We start from the raw sequence: 17,720 nt of genomic DNA on the forward strand, positions 1-17,720 counted from the left end.
AAGCCACGATGCATCAGGCTGGCGCGGGCTTCCAGCGCCAGCCGCTCGGGCAGGTCGAGGTGGCTGGCGTGTTTCCCCCACTTCAGGACGGCACTCAGGAAACTCAGATCGCCCGCGATGGTGACGCCACCGGCCCCGTCTTCTTGGCGGCGATCAATGAAGTCGCGCAGCACCATGGTTTGCCTGCGCTTCAATGGCGGTTGTCCAGTCCCTTGCCTCGCGCTTGGTGGGGAATGTCGCGGCACGATACAGGCCAGCCTTGCGAACCTGAACCCTCCATTTGCCTGAGGGTAACTGCGAGAATGTGGTCATCGTGTGCACTTTGTGTTCACTAAACCTTGCACACGGTCTAAAAAGTGAATTTGTAAATTGGAAAAAACTGAATTAAATCAACAACTTAACATGTGGAGAATGTCTGTTGCCCCGATGATGGACTGGACGGATCGGCATTGCCGCTACTTCCACCGTCTGTTGTCGCGCCACGCGCTGCTATATACCGAGATGGTGACCACGGGCGCGCTGATTCATGGCGATGTGGAGCGGCACCTGCGCTTCAACGCCGAGGAACACCCCGTGGCGCTGCAACTAGGCGGCAGCGAGCCGGCCGATCTGGCCCATTGCGCCAAGCTGGGCGAGCAGTGGGGCTATGACGAGATCAACCTCAATTGCGGCTGTCCCAGCGAGCGCGTGCAGCGCGGCGCCTTTGGCGCCTGCCTGATGGCCGAGCCGCAACTCGTGGCCGACTGCGTGAAGGCGATGGTGGACGCGGTGAACGTGCCCGTCACGGTGAAGCACCGCATCGGCATCGACAAGGGCGAGAGCTATGAATTTGTGCGCGACTTTGTCGGTGCTGTAAGCGAAGCGGGCTGCAAAACTTTTGTCGTCCATGCGCGCAATGCCTGGCTTAAAGGCCTGAGCCCGAAGGAAAACCGCGAAGTGCCGCCGCTGCGCTACGAGCTGGTGCACCGCCTCAAGCGAGACTTTTCCCATCTCACCATTTGCATCAACGGCGGTATCACTACCAATGAACAAGTGTCGGAGCAGTTGCGTGAGCTGGACGGCGTGATGGTTGGGCGAGTGGCCTATCACAATCCCTGGTGGCTGGCGTCTTGGGATGCGGACTTTTTTGGCTCGGCTCACGCTGATCTGCCTGTTCCAGGTGACTCGAAGGGGGCAACTCGAACGGAACTCACGCGCGAGGCGATCGAGGAGCAAATGGTGGCCTACATGGAGCGCGAGGCTGCAGAAGATGCTACGCCCTGGTCTGCGATTGCGCGCCACATGCTGGGGCTTCGACATGGCCTGCCCGGCGCGCGCCGGTGGCGGCAGGTCTGGAGCGACCACCGGCTAAAAGTCCTGCCTGCGCGGCAGGTGATGGCGCTGGCCCGCGAGGCGGCCGGCAGGCCTGGGCTGCCCGGTCTCTGACGGCGCCGTGTGTCCGCTGCAGCCATTGTGGTTACCCACAATGGCTGCAGCCGAATCTGCGGGAGAAAATCAGCGCTTTCACTTAAACAGACAACTGCCCACCGACGTCGGCAGAAGCCCAACCGATAACGCTCATGACTGCTGTATCTGCCAAAAAACCTCCCTTTTACCGATCCCTTTACCTGCAAGTGCTGGTCGCCGTGGCGATCGGGGTTTTCCTCGGGCATTTTTACCCCCAGACCGGCGCTGACATGAAGCCGCTGGGCGATGCCTTCATCAAGCTGATCAAGATGCTCATCGCGCCCATCATCTTCTGTACTGTGGTGGTGGGCATTGCGGGGATGGAAGACATGAAGAAGGTCGGCAAGACTGGTGGCCTGGCGCTGCTGTACTTCGAGGTCGTCAGCACGCTGGCGTTGATCGTGGGTCTGCTGGTTGTCAACCTGCTGCATCCCGGCAGTGGCATGAATGTGGACCCGTCCACACTCGACACCAAGAGCATCGCGGCCTACACGGCCCCGGGCAAGATGCAAACCACCACCGATTTTCTGATGAACATCATTCCGAGCTCGGTGGTGGATGCCTTTGCCAAGGGTGAAATCCTCCAGGTGCTGCTGTTTTCAGTGCTGTTCGGTTTTGCGCTGCACAAGTTTGGCGGACGCGGCACGATGGTCTTTGACCTGATCGAGAAGCTGTCTCATGTGCTGTTTGATATTGTTGGCCTCATCATGAAGGTGGCCCCCATCGGCGCTTTTGGCGCGATGGCGTTCACCATCGGCAAGTACGGCATCGGCTCGCTGTTTTCGCTGGGCAAGCTGATGGGGACTTTTTACCTGACCTGTTTGATCTTCGTGTTTGTGGTGCTGGGTACCATTGCGCGGCTGCACGGCTTCAGCATCTGGAAGTTCATCAAGTACATCAAGGAGGAATTGCTGATTGTGCTGGGCACTTCCTCGTCCGAGTCGGTGCTGCCGCGCCTGATGGAAAAGATGGAAAACCTGGGTGCCCGCAAGACGGTGGTTGGCCTGGTCGTGCCGACCGGCTACTCCTTCAACCTCGACGGCACTTCCATCTACCTGACCATGGCCGCCATGTTCATCGCTCAGGCCACCAACACCCCCATGACACTGACGCAGCAAGTGACGCTGCTGGCTGTGCTGCTGCTTACCTCCAAGGGTGCCGCTGGCGTTACCGGCAGCGGGTTCATCGTGCTGGCGGCCACGCTGTCGGCGGTGGGCGGCGTGCCTGTGGCGGGGCTGGCGCTGATTTTGGGCATCGACAGGTTCATGTCCGAGGCGCGGGCCCTGACCAACCTGGTCGGCAACGGTGTGGCCACGCTGGTGGTGGCCAAGTGGACCGGCGACCTCGATACCAGGCGCCTGCAGGCCGGCCTCAACAACGAAACCTGGATCGAGGCGCAGGCCCCCGAAGAGATGCTTGACCAGAAGGTCGACCACATGGCCACCACTCCGCGCGGCTGAACCCATGTCGAAGATGCCACCCGCCTGTTTCAGCCGGCCGCCTTCAGCCCATTCCTGAAAGGCTCGCGCATGCGTCTGGCGTGTGCGCGAACTAGCGGCGCAGCGAGCACACCGGCGGGCGCGCTGACGGGTGCGTGCATGTTGTGGCAAAAATATGAGTCAAGTATGGCTATAGCCCAATAACGACGGGCATGAGCAGCTATAAAAAAAGGAGTAACCTGGCGGTGAGCCAGGAGGCCAAGCCGGGGCGCTGTGAGGCTGGAGGCTAGAGTTCTTGCCTTGTTTGGTTCCCTAAATCGGTCGATTCTGACAACGGGAATGTAGTCATTCTGACTGGCAGATAGGCTGCCATGTGCCCCAAGCTTCCGATCGACCACGGACGAAGCGGACGTTCAACGCATGGCCGCAGTCCGGGAAACTGAGGAAATCTGCTCCCCTTCTAATTTCCTCTCCAACTCTGGCTTCAAGGCAATTATCTTATCGACGACCTTGTCAATGTCGGCCACGAGCGAACGCATCGTCGCGCCCTCCCGCTTCAACGCATCCAACGCTTCTTTCAGCACCTTGTCGCTGACCTTCTTCAACTCGAAGGAAGCGCGGAAATCGGCATCATCGAATTCATTGCAGATTTCTTCATATGCTTCCCACTCGTCGAGTCGGGCCTTGTCTCCGGTTTCGAGTTTCGTGCGGTGTTCCGCAATCATCTTGGCGGCCTGTCCCGAGGTAAGCCCCTTGGGTACGGGCAACCCGAAGAATTTGAGGAATTCCTTATCCCAAAGATGGGCGGGCTTGCTATTCAGGAAATCGACGTATTGCGCCTTCTTGTCCTTCGGGCCGACTATCTGGAAGGTGACATCAACGAAGCCACTGTCAGTGCGCCAGATGCGATCCAAGCGCGGCTGAACGGCATCCGTAAGGCCACTGCCGACGATCTGCTCTGCAACCCCCTTGGGGACGTACCCGATGAAGCGGCGCGTGCCGCGTTCAATGCCGATGACCTTGATGGCATTCGGATCGTGTGCGTTGTCGGGTTCACGTTCCAGCGCAAGCGTCTGGTCGGAGTCGTCCGCGAAGCGCAGGGCGTCATCGCGTCTGTGTTCGATACCGGCAACGGACAGCCGTGCCTCGAATATCTGAAAGCCTTTGGGGATCGGGGGCAGAAAGTTGGTTCCACGTCCCGCTGACTTTCCGCCAGCAGATGATTTGCTGGAAGGCTTGCTGTCCGTACGTTTGCGGGTTAGCGCATAAAGAACAAAGGCAATAATGCCAAGAACACTGATCCAGTGCATTCATTCACCATGCGGTTTCCCCTCGTTCAAGTAACACGGGAACACGGGGGCCTATAAATACAAAACGTCTATGGTACGGGTGTTGTTACTTGTTGTCACCTCTGCAAACAGAGGAAACTCAAAGTTCAATGGCCAACCGCGCCATCAAACTGCCCGGATTCCCCCAGCAAGCCCTGCTCATCCTCATTCAGCCCCGCCACCGGCGTGGCCTTGGCCAGCGCCACCCAGACGGCAAAGGGCAACTGCTGCCGCGCGCTTCGAGGTGCGGCTCGGGCGACGACCAGGCGATTGCTTTCCATCACCATCACGCCGCATTCCACAGGAATCTCGTCCGGCGCGCCTATGCTGCGGCCTTTGGCGTCGCAGCCCAGCACGTACCAGCATTCGCCGCCCAGGTCGAGGTAGGCGGCGCGCTTCTCGGGGCCGCGCAGGTCGCCGAGCAGGTCGGAGCGTTGTACCTTGATCTCGTGGACGATGGGGTCCACATAGGTTTCCACCGAGGTATTGCGGATTGAAAACACGTCGGGCCGCGCCATGCACCAGCGCGCTGGCTCGCCTTCGCTCGTGGGCGGCAGTTGCGCGCGCAGGCCCAGGCTGCGCCAGGTGATGCGGCCGGCGCGCACCATCTCGCAGGCGACCTGCTCAACCAGCGCTTCGTGCGCGGACAGGGCCGCGCGGTTGCGCACCAGCGTGGCGGCCAGCCAGGCAACGCCCGCATCGGTGACGCGCAAGGTTTCGTGGCCTGCCGGGCCAGCGACGCGCTGCAGCATCCCGGCGGCGAGCAACTCGATTTCCAGAACGTCCTGGCAGGGCCAACCGGCGGAGCGGTAGACCTCGCGCAGACGCCGGGCGTGGGCGCGAACTAGCGGCGGTGCGGGTTCGCCGGTGAGCGCAGCGAAAGGGGCGGTTGGCGCCAATGTAAGGGGCTTGAGATCGGGCATGCGGGATATTGATTATTCCCACCAGGCGGGTGCGTACATTTATGAGTCTTTTATTGCTATAGCCCAATAGTGACGGGCGTGAGAAGCTATCAAAAAGGAAGCATTTTAGAGGCGATCCGGGAGGTCCAGGTCCGGCAGTCTGCCAGACCTGAGTGACTTAAATAGTGATCTCAAACCTGGCCTGGCCCATGTTCCCGTTGATGTCTGCGTTGAGGGGCTTCAGGGCCGTCATGATGGCTTTGTCTTCGGCGTTTTCCCAGAGGGCAATCACTTCGCGCTCGGCACCAGACTCGGCATCACCAGCTTCTTCAGGCGGCAGGTTGTCGAGTAGCGTGCGCGCCAGCATGCAGGCCTGCAGCGCCGGCACCACATACTCGGGGCCGCCCACGCCAAACTCCAGCGCCATGCGAAACCGCAACTCTGCGGCGCTGCGCTGGGCGTCGCTCAGGCCGGTGGCGCCGAGCATTTTGACGGTGTAGGTTTGTGCTTTTTCGCTCATGGGGTACTCCGGCTATTGCTGTTTTGGGGGCTGTGCGGGCTGAGGACTGGCTTTGAAGGGGCTGCGCCGCTCCAGTTCGTCCATGTAATTGTCAATGCCAGCGCCTTCGCGTTCCAAAAAGCGCTCCACCGCATCGGAAAACGCGGGGTGGGCGAGCCAGTGGGCGCTGGTGGTTTTGACGGGCAGCAGGGCTCTGGCCATTTTGTGCTCGCCCTGGGCGCCGCCTTCAAAGCGCTGAAAGCCGTGCGCTATGCACCATGCTAAAGGCTGGTAGTAGCAGGCTTCAAAGTGCAGGCAGTCGACACGCTCCATCGCACCCCAGTAGCGGCCATAGGCTATTTTCACCTCATTTTCAGTATAGATTTGACCTGTATCCACCGAAGGACGGGCGCTGACAGCTATTAAACTTGTAGCAATCGCCGCGCCGTCGCGCTCCGCCACAAAGAGCAGCCAGTTCTCCGGCATGGTGCCCCGCATGCGCTGGAAGAAGTCGCGGCTCAGATAGGGTGCGTTGCCGTGCTCGAAATAGGTGCGCTCGTAGCACTGGTAGAAAAAATCCCAGTCGGCGCTGCTGATGTCCTGGCCCAGCGACCAGCGAAAGGTGACGCCCGCCTCGGCGACCTTGCGGCGCTCCTGGCGGATTTTTTTGCGTTTTTCCTGGCTGAGGGACATCAGGAAGTCGTCGAAGCTACTGAAACGCAAGCCTTCGGGGGCCCCATTAGTCCAGTGGAATTGCAGCGTGTGCCGCAGCATCAGGTTTGATTCCTCGCATGCGGCCACGTCGTCGTCGCTGGCAAACAGTAGGTGCAGCGACGAGAGTTTTTCTTCCTCGCACCATGCCACCAGCGCCTTGACCAGCAGCGTGCGCTCGGCCGCGTTCCGCGCCAGCAAGCGGGCGCCGGGCACGGGGGTGAAGGGTACGGCGACCACGGCTTTGGGATAGTAGCTGAGGCCGTGTTGTTGGTAGGCGTTGGCCCAGGCGTGGTCAAACACGTATTCACCATAGGAATGATCCTTGAGGTAAAGGGCGCAGGCACCTGCCAGTGCAGTGCCCTGCCAAAGTGTGACGAAGCGGGGCGTCCAGCCGGTCTCGGGTGTGGCGCTGCCGCTGGTGTGCAGGGCGGCCAGGTATTCGTGGCGCATGAAGGGGTTCAGGCTGCCGTCCGGGCTTTGAGCGGCCAGCAGGGCGTTCCACTGGTCGGCGTTCATCTGCAGCGGCGAATCCAGCACGCGGATGACATAATCGTTTTTAACCACACAACCCCCCGTTTACCCTGAGCTTGTCGAAGGGTTGTGAGTCTGGCTTGATAAAGGCTTCGACAAGCTCAGCCCGAACCGTATTTTTCTTTTTCATGACTCTCAAAATCTGCGTTGCACAATTGAACTATTGCGTGGGCGATATGCCGGGCAATGCGCAAAAAATCATAGCCGCGGCCCGCACGGCCTATCAGGATGGCACCCGGCTGGTGCTCACCCCTGAGTTGGCGATTTGCGGCTATGCGGCTGAAGACCTGTTTTTGCGTCCGTCATTCATCCAGGCCTGTGATGATGCCGTGAATCAGGTGGCCCGTGAGTTGGCCGGGTTAAAAGGCCTGACCATGGTGGTGGGCACGCCCACTAACGGTGACAATGGCAAGGGCCTGCGCACCAAGAGCGTGGCGGTGCAGCAGCGGCACAACGCCGCCAGGGTGCTGCGCGAAGGCCACATCATTGAAACCTACGCCAAGCGCGAGCTGCCCAATTACCAGGTGTTTGACGAGCGCCGCTATTTCACGCCGGGGCAGGGCACCTGTGTGTTTCAGGCAGGTGAAGGCGAAGACGCCATCAGCATTGGGCTGCTGATCTGCGAAGACGCCTGGTTTGAAGAGCCTGCGCGGCTGGCCAAGGAAGCGGGCGCCGAGCTGCTGGTGGTGATCAACGCGTCGCCATTTCATGTGGGCAAGGGCGACGAGCGCGAGCTGATGATGCGCAGGCGGGTGCTGGCGACCGGGTTGCCGCTGGTCTACGCGCACCTGGTGGGCGGGCAGGACGAGATCGTGTTTGAAGGCCGCTCGTTTGCGCTTCAGGCCGATGGCATGCTGGCGGGCCGGGCCGAAAGTTTCAAGGAAAATCTGTTTGTAGCCCAGGCAGAACGTGCGCAAGCAGCTATTAAATTAATAGCAACTACGGCCCCCGAACGCGGCAACGAAGCCGATCTGTGGGACGCGCTGGTGCTGGGCGTGCGCGACTATCTGGGTAAAAACGGCTTTCCCGGCGCGATTCTGGGCCTTTCCGGCGGTGTTGACTCTGCCTTGGTGCTGGCGGTTGCGGTCGACGCCCTGGGTGCCGATAAGGTGCGCACGGTGATGATGCCTTCGCCCTACACAGCCGACATTTCATGGATTGATGCGCGCGAGATGGCCGAGCGCGTGAAAGTGCGTTACGACGAGATTTCCATCGTGCCCGAATTCGAGGCCTTCAAGGCGTCGCTGGCCGGTGAGTTCAAGGGGCTTGTGGAAGACACTACCGAGGAAAACATCCAGGCGCGCATTCGCGGGGTGTTTTTGATGGCGCTGTCCAACAAATTTGGCTCCATTGTGCTGACCACCGGCAACAAGAGTGAAATGGCCACCGGCTACTGCACCTTGTATGGCGACATGGCGGGCGGCTTCGCGGTGATCAAGGACCTGCTGAAAACCACGGTGTTCCGCCTGGCGCGCTGGCGCAATGAAAACGATCCGTACGGCACGGGTAGCCATCCAATTCCGGACCGCATCATCACCCGGCCGCCCAGCGCCGAGCTGCGGGCCGACCAGACCGATCAGGACAGCCTGCCACCCTACGAGGTGTTGGACGCCATTTTGAAGCGCTACATGGAAAACGACCATAGTGTGGAGAGCATTGTTGCCGCCGGGTTTGACCGCGCGGTGGTCGAGCGCGTGACCCGGCTCATCAGGATCAACGAGTACAAGCGCCGCCAGGCGCCGGTCGGTATCCGGGTCACGCACCGAAGCTTCGGCAAGGATTGGCGCTATCCTATTACCAGTAAATTCCGCGCCTGAGCCGACGCATAGCCCATGCCCACGCATAAGCGCTACATTCAAAGCAGTATTCAGAATTTAGAACCAACGGAGACTTTTCAGTGAAACAAATTACCGCCATCCTCAAGCCTTTCAAACTCGAAGAAGTCCGCGAAGCGCTGGCTGAATGTGGGGTGACCGGCCTGACGGTGACCGAAGTCAAGGGTTTTGGCCGCCAAAAGGGCCACACCGAGCTGTACCGCGGTGCCGAGTATGTGGTCGACTTCCTGCCCAAGGTCAAGGTCGAGGTGGTGGTCAAAGCCGGCGACGTGGACCGCTGTGTAGAAGCCATCGTGCGTGCGGCACGCACCGGCAAGATCGGGGACGGCAAGATTTTTATCACCAGCGTGGAGCGCGCGGTACGCATCCGCACTGGAGAAGAAGACGACGCGGCGGTTTAAGGCCGCCTCCAGTCTGAATAACTCCGATTAAATTTGGTCAAGCCGGCCGGTGGGTGCCGTCATGCCCGCCGCTTGCACCAGCGCTTCCAGGAGCAACTCCGCATCGCTGCCGGTGCGAATCAGTTCCATCTGCCAGTCGCTCATGAAGCCCTGCTTCACGGTCGAGGCCAAAAAAACCAGAAGACTGTCGTAGTAGCCTTCAAGGTTGAGCAGGCCTACCGGTTTGTCATGGTAGCCCAGCTGACGCCAGGTCCAGACTTCAAAGAACTCTTCCAGTGTGCCAATGCCGCCGGGCAGGGCCAAAAACGCGTCGGCCTGTTCGGCCATGATGCGCTTGCGCTCGTGCATGTTTTCCACGATGTGCAATTCGGTGCAGCCGCTGTGGGCCCATTCCTTTTCCACCAGTGCCTTGGGGATCACACCGACGACCCGGCCGCCTGCGGCCAGCGCAGCATCGGCCATGATGCCCATCAGCCCATTGCGGCCGCCGCCATAAACCAACTGGCCGTCGTGCGTCCCTATCCAGGTGCCGACCTGGCGGGCCATCGCTTCAAATTCGGGTGTGTTGCCGGGGCGCGAGCCGCAGTACACACACAGTGAAAAGGCGGGCTTGATGCGTTTTGTGAGCTTGGTCACATCGGAACTCATGCGGCAAACCGCTGAAATAGCGCCATGGCCCAGGTGCCTGCGCAGAGCAGCAAACTGAGCAGCACGGCGGCACTGCCCATGTCTTTGGCGCGCTTGGAGAGGTCATGCCACTCGGGTCCGATGCGGTCGATGGCGGTTTCTATGCTGGTGTTGAGCAGCTCGACAATCATGATGAGAATGACGGTGCCGGCCAGCAAAACCGTCTCGACCCAAGTACGACCCAGCCAGAAGGCGGCGGGAACGAGCACTACGGCGGCGATGGCTTCCTGGCGAAAGGCCGTCTCGTGCCAGCCGGCGCGCAGGCCTGCAATGGAGTAGCCCGTGGCGTGCCAGACGCGGCTCAGGCCGGTGCGGTATTTTTGGGGGTTAACCAGTTGATTAATCGGCTCATCGGGGGGCAGGTGCCGGCCGGTGCTGGTCTGTGCGGAAGCTGAAAACGGGACTTGTTCGGACATGGGGGGATTGTCTCGCAGCTTTGTGGCACATTGATGTTAACGTTGATCGGGTGCCACTGCGCTGTTCTTTGCATTGCCTGCCGTTTGCTTCGTTTTGGCGGGTGCCACGCAAGTCACCAGCCGCGTGCCGGCCCAGGCGTCGTGCCAGAACTGCCGCTGGGGATGAAAGCGCGCCAAAGTCGCCCAGACTGCCACCCAGCCTAAGGTGAAGACGGCGGCTTCCCTGCCAGGCAGACCCAGCCGCCAACTCATACCCAGCGGCGGCAGAAACCACAACCAGCTCAGCAGGTAGCGCAGCAGGGCGCGTTTTTGCGTGATGGCGGCGCCATGCACATCCACCACACGAATATTCCATGTTTTCATCGCCAGCGTCTGGCCTTTGGCCCAGAACCAGACGAAATAAATGCCAAAAATCACAAAAACAAAGGCCTGCAAGGCATGGCGGTTGTCCAGGGCATTGCGAGTCTGGCTCAGGGTGCCAAACAGGTAGCCAGCAATGAAGACCACGCCAAACATCAGCATGCCTTCGTACATCCAGCAGGCCATACGCCTGGGAAGTGAGGGTGTTTGAAGGCTGGATACTGTCAATTTTGTAGCGATAAGTAGGCGCTGTCAGAGGGCTGCAGCACCGATTGAGTAATAAATTCAGCCAGCATGCACGCTGGCGGTGCTCAGCGCTGAGGTGCGGCGCCGGTTCCGCCGATGGCGGTTTCGCCCGCACGCGGCGCTGCCGGGTTGGTGTTGGGGGCTGCCGCCGGTTGTGAAGGCGTGATTTTTGACGCAGGCTTGGTGCCCGGTTTGTTGACATGGGGATGGATTACTGCCAATTTCTGCGGTGCCACGGGTTTGACAGCCGTTGCGGCTCCGGCTGGCTTGGGGCTGGCCTTGGCTGCCAGCTTCTGTTTTTCTTCAGGGCTCAGTGCCTGATAGGTCTGCCACTTGGCTTTTTTCTCTTCTGGCGTCAATTGTTTGGAAAGTTCTTTGGTTTTGCCAAAGTTAAGCCGTGCCTGGGCGCGTTGCTGAGGACTGAGGTTGACCCACTCATTCATGCGGCTGTGCATGATGGCCTGTTCTTCCGGAGGCAGCGAAGGGTAATTTTTGGAGATTTTCAGCCATTTTCGCTTTTCCGGCTGACTGAGGGAGGTGTTCCAGCTCAAGGCCAGGGGCTTGAGCGCCTGCTGCTGCAGCGGGGTGAGTTCTGCCCAGGAAGGCCCGCTGGCGACTGGTTTGACTGACGCCGCTGCGGACGGCTTGCCAGTTGCGGGCGCGCTTGCAGACCTTGCCGGATTGGCGGTCTGCGCAAAACTGAGGGCGGGCAGGGCCAGCAGGCCGGCCAACACCAGCCCAAGCGACAGCCCCTGCAGCCTCAAAGCCCCAAGCTGCAACGCCCGACGCGTCAAAAGGGGGAAACGGCCGGGGGGCCATTGCACATATAAAAAAGCTGCTCGCGTGATCATGGGACAGTCAGGGCTTGGTGTGATGCGGTGCTTTAGCGTGTAGCCTTGAGAAACTGGACAAAACCGGGATCTGCGAACGCGGCCGGGGGCAGCTCATCGGTCAGCAACGCCGCGTCAACCTCGGCCACTTCCTGGGCGCGGTTGTCGCTTTGAATCGAATTGATGGCCAGCAGGCCGACGACCAGTGCAATGAGCGGTACCACCGAGCCAATCCGGGCCCACCAGCTCAGGCCATCATCGGAGCCCCAGGTAAGTGCAGCGCTGCTGCCTGCGTTGACCACACTGCCAGAGGTTTCCATTTTTGCAATTTTTCGCTTGGAAACCGCCTGAACCCGTGCGGCACGCAGGCGCTCAGAAATGTCGTATGGCAAGTCTGCCGCACCGGCGGACAGGCATGATGCGGTTTTCAGACCGAAACGGTCTTGCAGGATATCAGCTCTTTTTTGTAGAGAATTAGTCATAATTTTATACCTTTGGCGCTCAGGGCTTTACTGAGGGTGTGAACTGCCCTGGAACAGTGTGTTTTGACACTGCCTTCCGAACAACCCATGGCAGCAGCCGTTTCAGCCACATCCAATTCTTCCCAATAACGCATCAGAAACGCTTCCCGTTGACGACCGGGCAGTTCCTTTATTTCCAGTTCGATCTCACGCAATAATTGAGCCCGTTCTGTGGCGTCCTGGGCGCTTTCCGTACCTTCAGAGTTGGTCAGGGTCTCTAAAGTTTCCAGAAGATCAAAATCTCCGTCTTCTCCTGGCGATGCAAAGTCGCTCATGTTGGAGAAAAGGGCGTTCCGGGTCTTGCGTCGGCGAAACCAGTCGAGCGTGGTATTCGACAAAATCCGCTGAAACAGCATGGGCAGCTCCGCGGCGGGCTTGTCGCCGTAGTGCTGCGCCAGTTTCATCATGCTGTCCTGAACGATATCAAGCGCAGCTTCTTCGTCCCGCACGTGATAAATGCTGCGCTTGAAAGCCCGTTTTTCAACGCTTTTCAGGAAGTCAGAAAGTTCTTGTTCAGTTGCCAATGGTTTGGGGCTCCGGTTTATCCAGCGCTGTAATTATTGCGGTGTGCACAAACCGCGTTTTCGTGCGCATCAGGCCTACAGCCCAAGGATACAGTCTCAAAATTATCGCATTACAACTGATGCTGCCTGCTGAATTTTCGGTCTGCGCGGCCATTGTGCAACGCGGAATGTCATAATGAGAACTGCAATTCAAAAGGCAAACGGGTCATGACTTGGCGGATTATGTTTCTGCTTATGGTCTTGGCCTCAAGTCTTGACGCTGCTTCACAAGAGTGGGCGAAAAGGCACCCAAGGTATTTCGTTAGAGAAATTCACAAAGGTTGATCATGGAAATCTCAAAGGCTGAACTCGCTTCCGCGGCAGCCGCATCTGCGCATACAAATTCTCAGGAACTCCGAGGCGCAGAAATCCTCGTGAAGGCGCTTCAGGCAGAGGGCGTCAAGCACGTCTGGGGCTATCCGGGCGGTGCCGTTCTCCACATTTACGACGCTTTTTACAAGCAAGACTTGATTCAGCACATTCTGGTGCGCCATGAGCAGGCCGCAGTGCATGCGGCCGACGGCTATGCGCGCGCAACCGGTGATGTTGGCGTTGCCCTGGTCACGTCTGGCCCGGGCGTGACGAATGCGGTGACCGGTATTGCGACGGCCTATATGGACAGCATCCCGATGGTCATCATCACGGGTCAGGTGCCAACGAATGCGATTGGTCAGGATGCGTTCCAGGAATGCGATACCGTGGGCATTACCCGCCCCATTGTCAAGCACAACTTCCTGGTCAAGGATGTGCGCCAAATGGCCGACACCCTGAAAAAGGCGTTTCACATCGCCAGGAGTGGTCGGCCAGGTCCTGTGGTGGTGGACATTCCCAAAGACGTTTCGTTCAACAAAACGCTGTACACCGGATATCCGCAGACTGTTGAAATGCGTTCCTACAACCCGGTGCGCAAAGGCCATGGCGGGCAAATTCGCAAAGCCCTGCACCTGCTGATGTCGGCCAAGCGGCCTTATATTTACACTGGCGGAGGCGTGTTGCTCAGCAATGCCTCGCAGGAACTGCGCACCCTGGTTGACATGCTGGGTTATCCCTGCACCAACACGCTGATGGGACTGGGCGCCTATCCGGCCAGCGACAAAAAATTCCTCGGCATGCTGGGCATGCACGGCACTGTTGAAGCCAACAATGCGATGCAACACTGCGACGTATTGCTGGCCGTCGGAGCCCGTTTCGACGACCGTGTGATTGGCAGCCCCAAGCACTTTGCCCAAAACGAACGCAAGATCATTCACATTGATATTGACCCGTCAAGCATCTCCAAGCGCGTGAAAGTTGATATTCCCATTGTGGGCGATGTGAAAGAAGTGCTGACCGAGCTGATCGCAATGATCAAGGAGTCGGGCCTCAAGCCAGATGCCAATGCGCTGGGCGGCTGGTGGGACACGATCGAAGGCTGGCGTAAGCGGGACTGCATGAAATACAGCCTCGGCAAAGGCGATGTGATCAAGCCGCAGTATGTGATCGAAACGCTTTGGAATATGACCAAGGACGCCGACACCTACATCACGTCGGACGTAGGACAGCATCAAATGTGGGCCGCGCAGTACTACAAGTTTGACGAGCCGCGCCGCTGGATCAACTCCGGTGGCTTGGGCACCATGGGCGTCGGCATTCCTTATGCCATGGGTATCAAACTGGCAAAGCCCGACTCGGAAGTGTTCTGTATTACCGGTGAAGGCTCTGTGCAAATGTGCATCCAGGAGCTTTCAACCTGCCTGCAATACAACACGCCGATCAAAATCGTGTCACTCAACAACCGCTACCTGGGCATGGTTCGCCAGTGGCAGGAAGTGGAATACGCCGGTCGTTACAGCAGCAGCTACATGGACGCACTGCCCAATTTTGTGAAGCTGGCGGAAGCCTATGGGCATGTCGGCATGCTGATCGAAAACCCGCAGGATGTGGAACCGGCGCTTCGCGAAGCCCGCAAGCTCAAGGACCGCACCGTTTTCATGGACTTCCGCACGGATCCTACGGAAAACGTCTTCCCGATGGTGCGCGCCGGTAAGGGCATTACCGAAATGCTGCTGGGGTCTGAAGACCTCTAAACCGCCCAATTTCATTGGTTTATTAGTCTATTAATTTATCCTCAACTGACGAATCTATTGCCTGCCGAGCCTGCGGATTACCGTGCGCAGGGGAGGGCAGCGAAAAGAGGAATCTTCTTATGAAACATATCATTGCAGTTTTGCTGGAAAACGAGCCCGGCGCTCTTTCCCGCGTAGTTGGTCTGTTCTCGGCCCGCGGCTACAACATTGAAAGCCTGACCGTCGCACCGACTGAAGACGCGAGTCTGTCCCGTATGACCATTCAGACCACCGGTTCGGATGATGTGATCGAGCAGATCACCAAACACCTGAACCGGTTGATTGAAGTTGTGAAGGTGGTCGACCTGACCGAAGGCGCTTACACAGAGCGCGAGCTCATGATGGTCAAGGTGCGCGCGGTTGGCAAGGAGCGCGAAGAGATGAAGCGCATGGCTGATATATTCCGCGGACGGATTATTGACGTGACTGAAAAGAGCTACACGATTGAATTGACGGGCGACCAATCCAAAAACGATGCGTTTCTGGAAGCTATTGACCGTAGCGCAATCCTGGAAACGGTGCGAACCGGTTCAAGCGGCATTGGCCGTGGCGAGCGAATTCTGAGAGTTTGAAGTTGCTGAAAATGGAGTAGAGGCATGGCTTGCGGCGCTTTTGCCGGATTTTTTGATTTATTTTTTTGATTTATTTGTGATTACTTAGGAGCGAAAGATGAAAGTTTTTTACGACAAAGATTGTGATTTGAGCTTGATCAAGGGCAAAACGGTCGCCATCATCGGCTACGGCAGCCAGGGCCATGCACACGCGCAAAATTTGAACGATAGCGGCGTGAAGGTTGTTGTAGGACTGCGTAAAGGTGGCGCTTCGTGGTCCAAGGTTGAAAAAGCTGGCTTGAAAGTTAAAGAAGTTGCCGACGCCGTCAAAGCCGCTGATGTGGTGATGGTTTTGTTGCCCGATGAGCAGATTGGCGCGGTTTACAAAAACGATATCGCTCCCCACATCAAGCAGGGCGCATCGCTGGTGTTTGCACATGGCTTCAACGTGCACTATGGCTGCGTGATTCCACGCGCTGACCTCGACGTCTGGATGGTCGCCCCTAAAGCCCCGGGCCATACTGTGCGTAGCACCTACACGCAAGGTGGTGGCGTGCCTCACCTGGTCGCTGTGCATCAAGACAAATCCGGCAAAGCCCGTGATTTGGCCCTGAGCTACGCCATGGCCAATGGTGGCGGCAAGGCCGGCATCATTGAAACCAACTTCCGTGAAGAAACTGAAACCGACTTGTTCGGTGAGCAGGCCGTGCTGTGTGGCGGCACCGTTGAACTCATCAAGGCGGGTTTCGAAACGCTGGTGGAAGCCGGTTACGCGCCTGAAATGGCTTACTTCGAGTGCCTGCACGAGCTCAAGCTGATCGTGGACCTGATTTATGAAGGCGGCATTGCCAACATGAACTACTCGATCTCCAACAACGCCGAATATGGTGAGTACGTGACCGGCCCACGCATCGTGACCGAAGACACCAAAAACGCCATGCGTGCCGTTCTCAAGGACATCCAGACTGGCGAATATGCCAAGAGCTTTCTGCTGGAGAACCAGGCCGGTGCACCGACACTCCTGAGCCGTCGCCGTTTGACATCGGAGCACCAGATTGAGCAAGTGGGTGAAAAGCTCCGCGCCATGATGCCCTGGATCATGAAAAACAAGCTCGTCGACCAGACTCGCAACTGATTTCGGATCTAATCAGGCGTTGTCCTGCAAGAAGCCGCGCAAAGTTCTTGTGCGGCTTTTTTAATGACGGGGGCAAACTTAGCAGTATTCAATGCCATGCGAATTTCCATATCGCATTGATCTGGACAACCGGCTTGGTATCCTTGGACAGTTAATCATCATTGGGCACCTTTGTAGCTGAGGGTGTGTTTTTTTTTCGGGCGCGCTCATGGATTTGAATGCGCTATTAATTTGATAGCTGCTTGCGCACGCCGACTGTGCTTCAGGAGTGTTTTTTATGCATGATGGCGAGGAATCCGTTTCAATGACCAAAGAGGTGGTGATACGCAAGCGTCGCAAAGGCATTTACATATTGCCCAACCTGTTTACCCTGGCTGCACTATTCGGTGGCTTCTACGCCATCGTCATGGCCGTGAATGGACGTTTTGACCAAGCCGCCATCGGTGTGTTTGCTGCCATGGTGCTCGACAGCTTGGACGGTCGGGTCGCCCGCTTGACCAATACCCAAAGTGCCTTTGGCGAGCAGATGGACTCCCTGTCGGATATGGTGTCTTTTGGGGCTGCACCCGCACTGATTGCTTACGTTTGGGCCTTGACCAGTCTGGGACGCTGGGGCTGGATAGGCGCCTTTGTCTACTGCGCCTGCGCCGCACTGCGCTTGGCCCGCTTTAACGTCAATACCGCGGTGGTTGACAAGCGGTTTTTCCAGGGCTTGCCTTCGCCAGCGGCAGCGGCCCTGGTGGCCGGTTTTATCTGGCTGATGACCGATGCGGGCATCACCGGGCTGGAAGTGCGCTGGATCACTTTCGGTCTGATGCTATACGCTGGCTTGACGATGGTCACCAATGTGCCGTTTTACAGCTTCAAGGACGTGCAGATGAAGCGTAGTGTCCCGTTCGTGGTCATTGTGTTGATTGCCTTGGGAATTGCCGTGATCAACATCCATCCGCCGACTGTGATGTTTGCCTTGTTTGTGCTGTATGGCTTGTCGGGTTACGTGCTATATGGCTGGCGCAAAGCCAAGGGCTTGCAGACCAGCGTGATCTCAACGTCCACCGATGAGCCGGACGAGCGCGGCCTTCACAAATAAATTGTGGTACATTGCTGTCATGAAACGAATTTTGCTAGCACTACTGCTATCTGCCAACGGGCGGAGACGGTAGCGCACGCGTACACCTGATTCAACGGCCCGTTTGCACCAGCAACGGGCC

18 protein-coding genes are annotated in these 17,720 nt (G+C 58.2%); 8 read left to right on the forward strand and 10 right to left on the reverse strand.

The window, feature by feature from the left end:
- Window positions 1-369 precede the first annotated feature (369 nt).
- Both dusA and B3F77_RS16360 read left to right on the forward strand, forming a co-directional pair.
- Window positions 370-1,425: a tRNA dihydrouridine(20/20a) synthase DusA gene (gene dusA, locus B3F77_RS16355; RefSeq protein ID WP_293605975.1), complete on the forward strand. Its 1,056-nt coding sequence runs from the start codon at window positions 370-372 to the stop codon at window positions 1,423-1,425.
- A 134-nt stretch (window positions 1,426-1,559) separates the two neighbouring features.
- Window positions 1,560-2,906 carry a dicarboxylate/amino acid:cation symporter gene (locus B3F77_RS16360; RefSeq protein WP_293605976.1) on the forward strand — a complete coding sequence of 449 codons (1,347 nt, stop codon included), beginning with the start codon at window positions 1,560-1,562 and terminating at the stop codon, window positions 2,904-2,906.
- A gap of 392 nt (window positions 2,907-3,298) precedes the next feature.
- On the opposite strand, the gene B3F77_RS16365 is transcribed toward B3F77_RS16360, so the two are convergent.
- The 4 genes from B3F77_RS16365 to B3F77_RS16380 all read right to left on the reverse strand — a co-directional run bounded on the left by B3F77_RS16365 (window position 3,299) and on the right by B3F77_RS16380 (window position 6,844).
- Window positions 3,299-4,195, reverse strand: a complete 897-nt coding sequence (locus B3F77_RS16365) for an HIRAN domain-containing protein (RefSeq protein WP_293605977.1) — start codon at window positions 4,193-4,195, stop codon at window positions 3,299-3,301.
- Window positions 4,196-4,320: 125 nt separating this feature from the next.
- A complete protein-coding gene (locus tag B3F77_RS16370) occupies window positions 4,321-5,136 on the reverse strand; it encodes a hypothetical protein (protein WP_293605978.1) in 816 nt (271 codons plus the stop codon).
- Window positions 5,137-5,293: 157 nt separating this feature from the next.
- Window positions 5,294-5,635 (reverse strand): hypothetical protein, encoded by a 342-nt coding sequence (locus B3F77_RS16375; protein WP_293605979.1) that lies wholly within the window; start codon window positions 5,633-5,635, stop codon window positions 5,294-5,296.
- 12 nt (window positions 5,636-5,647) lie between these two features.
- Window positions 5,648-6,844, reverse strand: a complete 1,197-nt coding sequence (locus B3F77_RS16380) for a GNAT family N-acetyltransferase (RefSeq protein ID WP_293606012.1) — start codon at window positions 6,842-6,844, stop codon at window positions 5,648-5,650.
- A 143-nt stretch (window positions 6,845-6,987) separates the two neighbouring features.
- Between B3F77_RS16380 and B3F77_RS16385 the strand changes: the two genes are divergently transcribed.
- Together B3F77_RS16385 and B3F77_RS16390 are read left to right on the forward strand one after the other, a co-directional pair.
- Window positions 6,988-8,676, forward strand: coding sequence for an NAD+ synthase (locus B3F77_RS16385; RefSeq protein ID WP_293605980.1), 1,689 nt, complete (start codon window positions 6,988-6,990; stop codon window positions 8,674-8,676).
- Between the two features lie 80 nt (window positions 8,677-8,756).
- The gene (locus tag B3F77_RS16390) at window positions 8,757-9,095 is read left to right on the forward strand and encodes a P-II family nitrogen regulator (protein ID WP_293605981.1); all 339 of its coding nucleotides are present in this window, start codon (window positions 8,757-8,759) and stop codon (window positions 9,093-9,095) included.
- A 27-nt stretch (window positions 9,096-9,122) separates the two neighbouring features.
- Here B3F77_RS16390 and B3F77_RS16395 read toward each other — a convergent pair whose 3' ends face one another.
- From B3F77_RS16395 to B3F77_RS16420, 6 genes are all read right to left on the reverse strand, one after another.
- Window positions 9,123-9,731 (reverse strand): TIGR00730 family Rossman fold protein, encoded by a 609-nt coding sequence (locus B3F77_RS16395; RefSeq protein ID WP_414703032.1) that lies wholly within the window; start codon window positions 9,729-9,731, stop codon window positions 9,123-9,125.
- 8 nt (window positions 9,732-9,739) lie between these two features.
- Window positions 9,740-10,198 carry a diacylglycerol kinase gene (locus tag B3F77_RS16400; RefSeq protein WP_293605983.1) on the reverse strand — a complete coding sequence of 153 codons (459 nt, stop codon included), beginning with the start codon at window positions 10,196-10,198 and terminating at the stop codon, window positions 9,740-9,742.
- 36 nt (window positions 10,199-10,234) lie between these two features.
- Window positions 10,235-10,786, reverse strand: a complete 552-nt coding sequence (locus tag B3F77_RS16405; RefSeq protein WP_293605984.1) for an RDD family protein — start codon at window positions 10,784-10,786, stop codon at window positions 10,235-10,237.
- Window positions 10,787-10,869: 83 nt separating this feature from the next.
- Window positions 10,870-11,655: a DUF3106 domain-containing protein gene (locus B3F77_RS16410; protein WP_293605985.1), complete on the reverse strand. Its 786-nt coding sequence runs from the start codon at window positions 11,653-11,655 to the stop codon at window positions 10,870-10,872.
- Between the two features lie 32 nt (window positions 11,656-11,687).
- Window positions 11,688-12,116: a DUF3619 family protein gene (locus tag B3F77_RS16415; protein WP_293605986.1), complete on the reverse strand. Its 429-nt coding sequence runs from the start codon at window positions 12,114-12,116 to the stop codon at window positions 11,688-11,690.
- Entirely contained in the window at window positions 12,113-12,679 is a 567-nt protein-coding gene (locus B3F77_RS16420) for an RNA polymerase sigma factor (RefSeq protein WP_293605987.1), read from the reverse strand. Before B3F77_RS16420 ends, B3F77_RS16415 begins: the two co-directional genes overlap by 4 nt.
- Window positions 12,680-13,005: 326 nt before the next feature.
- On the opposite strand from B3F77_RS16420, the gene B3F77_RS16425 reads away from it, so the two are divergent.
- The 4 genes from B3F77_RS16425 to pssA all read left to right on the forward strand — a co-directional run bounded on the left by B3F77_RS16425 (window position 13,006) and on the right by pssA (window position 17,599).
- On the forward strand, window positions 13,006-14,784 hold the full coding sequence (locus B3F77_RS16425; RefSeq protein WP_293605988.1) for an acetolactate synthase 3 catalytic subunit: 1,779 nt from the start codon (window positions 13,006-13,008) through the stop codon (window positions 14,782-14,784).
- 119 nt (window positions 14,785-14,903) lie between these two features.
- On the forward strand, window positions 14,904-15,395 hold the full coding sequence (ilvN, locus tag B3F77_RS16430) for an acetolactate synthase small subunit (RefSeq protein ID WP_068832534.1): 492 nt from the start codon (window positions 14,904-14,906) through the stop codon (window positions 15,393-15,395).
- Window positions 15,396-15,492: 97 nt separating this feature from the next.
- Entirely contained in the window at window positions 15,493-16,509 is a 1,017-nt protein-coding gene (gene ilvC / locus B3F77_RS16435; RefSeq protein WP_293605989.1) for a ketol-acid reductoisomerase, read from the forward strand.
- Between the two features lie 277 nt (window positions 16,510-16,786).
- Window positions 16,787-17,599, forward strand: a complete 813-nt coding sequence (gene pssA, locus B3F77_RS16440) for a CDP-diacylglycerol--serine O-phosphatidyltransferase (RefSeq protein ID WP_293605990.1) — start codon at window positions 16,787-16,789, stop codon at window positions 17,597-17,599.
- Window positions 17,600-17,720: the final 121 nt, after the last annotated feature.

Source organism: Polaromonas sp. UBA4122 (genome assembly GCA_002381615.1).
Taxonomy (GTDB): Bacteria; Pseudomonadota; Gammaproteobacteria; order Burkholderiales; family Burkholderiaceae_C; genus Polaromonas.

What these genes read in the sequence shown, in the direction of transcription:
- pssA (WP_293605990.1), top strand. Translation starts at nt 16,787, where the DNA reads ATGCATGATGGCGAGGAATCCGTTTCAATGACCAAAGAGGTGGTGATA.
- B3F77_RS16425 (WP_293605988.1), top strand. Translation starts at nt 13,006, where the DNA reads ATGGAAATCTCAAAGGCTGAACTCGCTTCCGCGGCAGCCGCATCTGCG.
- ilvN (WP_068832534.1), top strand. Translation starts at nt 14,904, where the DNA reads ATGAAACATATCATTGCAGTTTTGCTGGAAAACGAGCCCGGCGCTCTT.
- B3F77_RS16360 (WP_293605976.1), top strand. Translation starts at nt 1,560, where the DNA reads ATGACTGCTGTATCTGCCAAAAAACCTCCCTTTTACCGATCCCTTTAC.
- B3F77_RS16410 (WP_293605985.1), bottom strand. Translation starts at nt 11,655, where the DNA reads ATGATCACGCGAGCAGCTTTTTTATATGTGCAATGGCCCCCCGGCCGT.
- B3F77_RS16375 (WP_293605979.1), bottom strand. Translation starts at nt 5,635, where the DNA reads ATGAGCGAAAAAGCACAAACCTACACCGTCAAAATGCTCGGCGCCACC.
- B3F77_RS16415 (WP_293605986.1), bottom strand. Translation starts at nt 12,116, where the DNA reads ATGACTAATTCTCTACAAAAAAGAGCTGATATCCTGCAAGACCGTTTC.
- B3F77_RS16385 (WP_293605980.1), top strand. Translation starts at nt 6,988, where the DNA reads ATGACTCTCAAAATCTGCGTTGCACAATTGAACTATTGCGTGGGCGAT.
- B3F77_RS16400 (WP_293605983.1), bottom strand. Translation starts at nt 10,198, where the DNA reads ATGTCCGAACAAGTCCCGTTTTCAGCTTCCGCACAGACCAGCACCGGC.
- B3F77_RS16370 (WP_293605978.1), bottom strand. Translation starts at nt 5,136, where the DNA reads ATGCCCGATCTCAAGCCCCTTACATTGGCGCCAACCGCCCCTTTCGCT.
- B3F77_RS16380 (WP_293606012.1), bottom strand. Translation starts at nt 6,844, where the DNA reads ATGAACGCCGACCAGTGGAACGCCCTGCTGGCCGCTCAAAGCCCGGAC.
- ilvC (WP_293605989.1), top strand. Translation starts at nt 15,493, where the DNA reads ATGAAAGTTTTTTACGACAAAGATTGTGATTTGAGCTTGATCAAGGGC.
- B3F77_RS16365 (WP_293605977.1), bottom strand. Translation starts at nt 4,195, where the DNA reads ATGCACTGGATCAGTGTTCTTGGCATTATTGCCTTTGTTCTTTATGCG.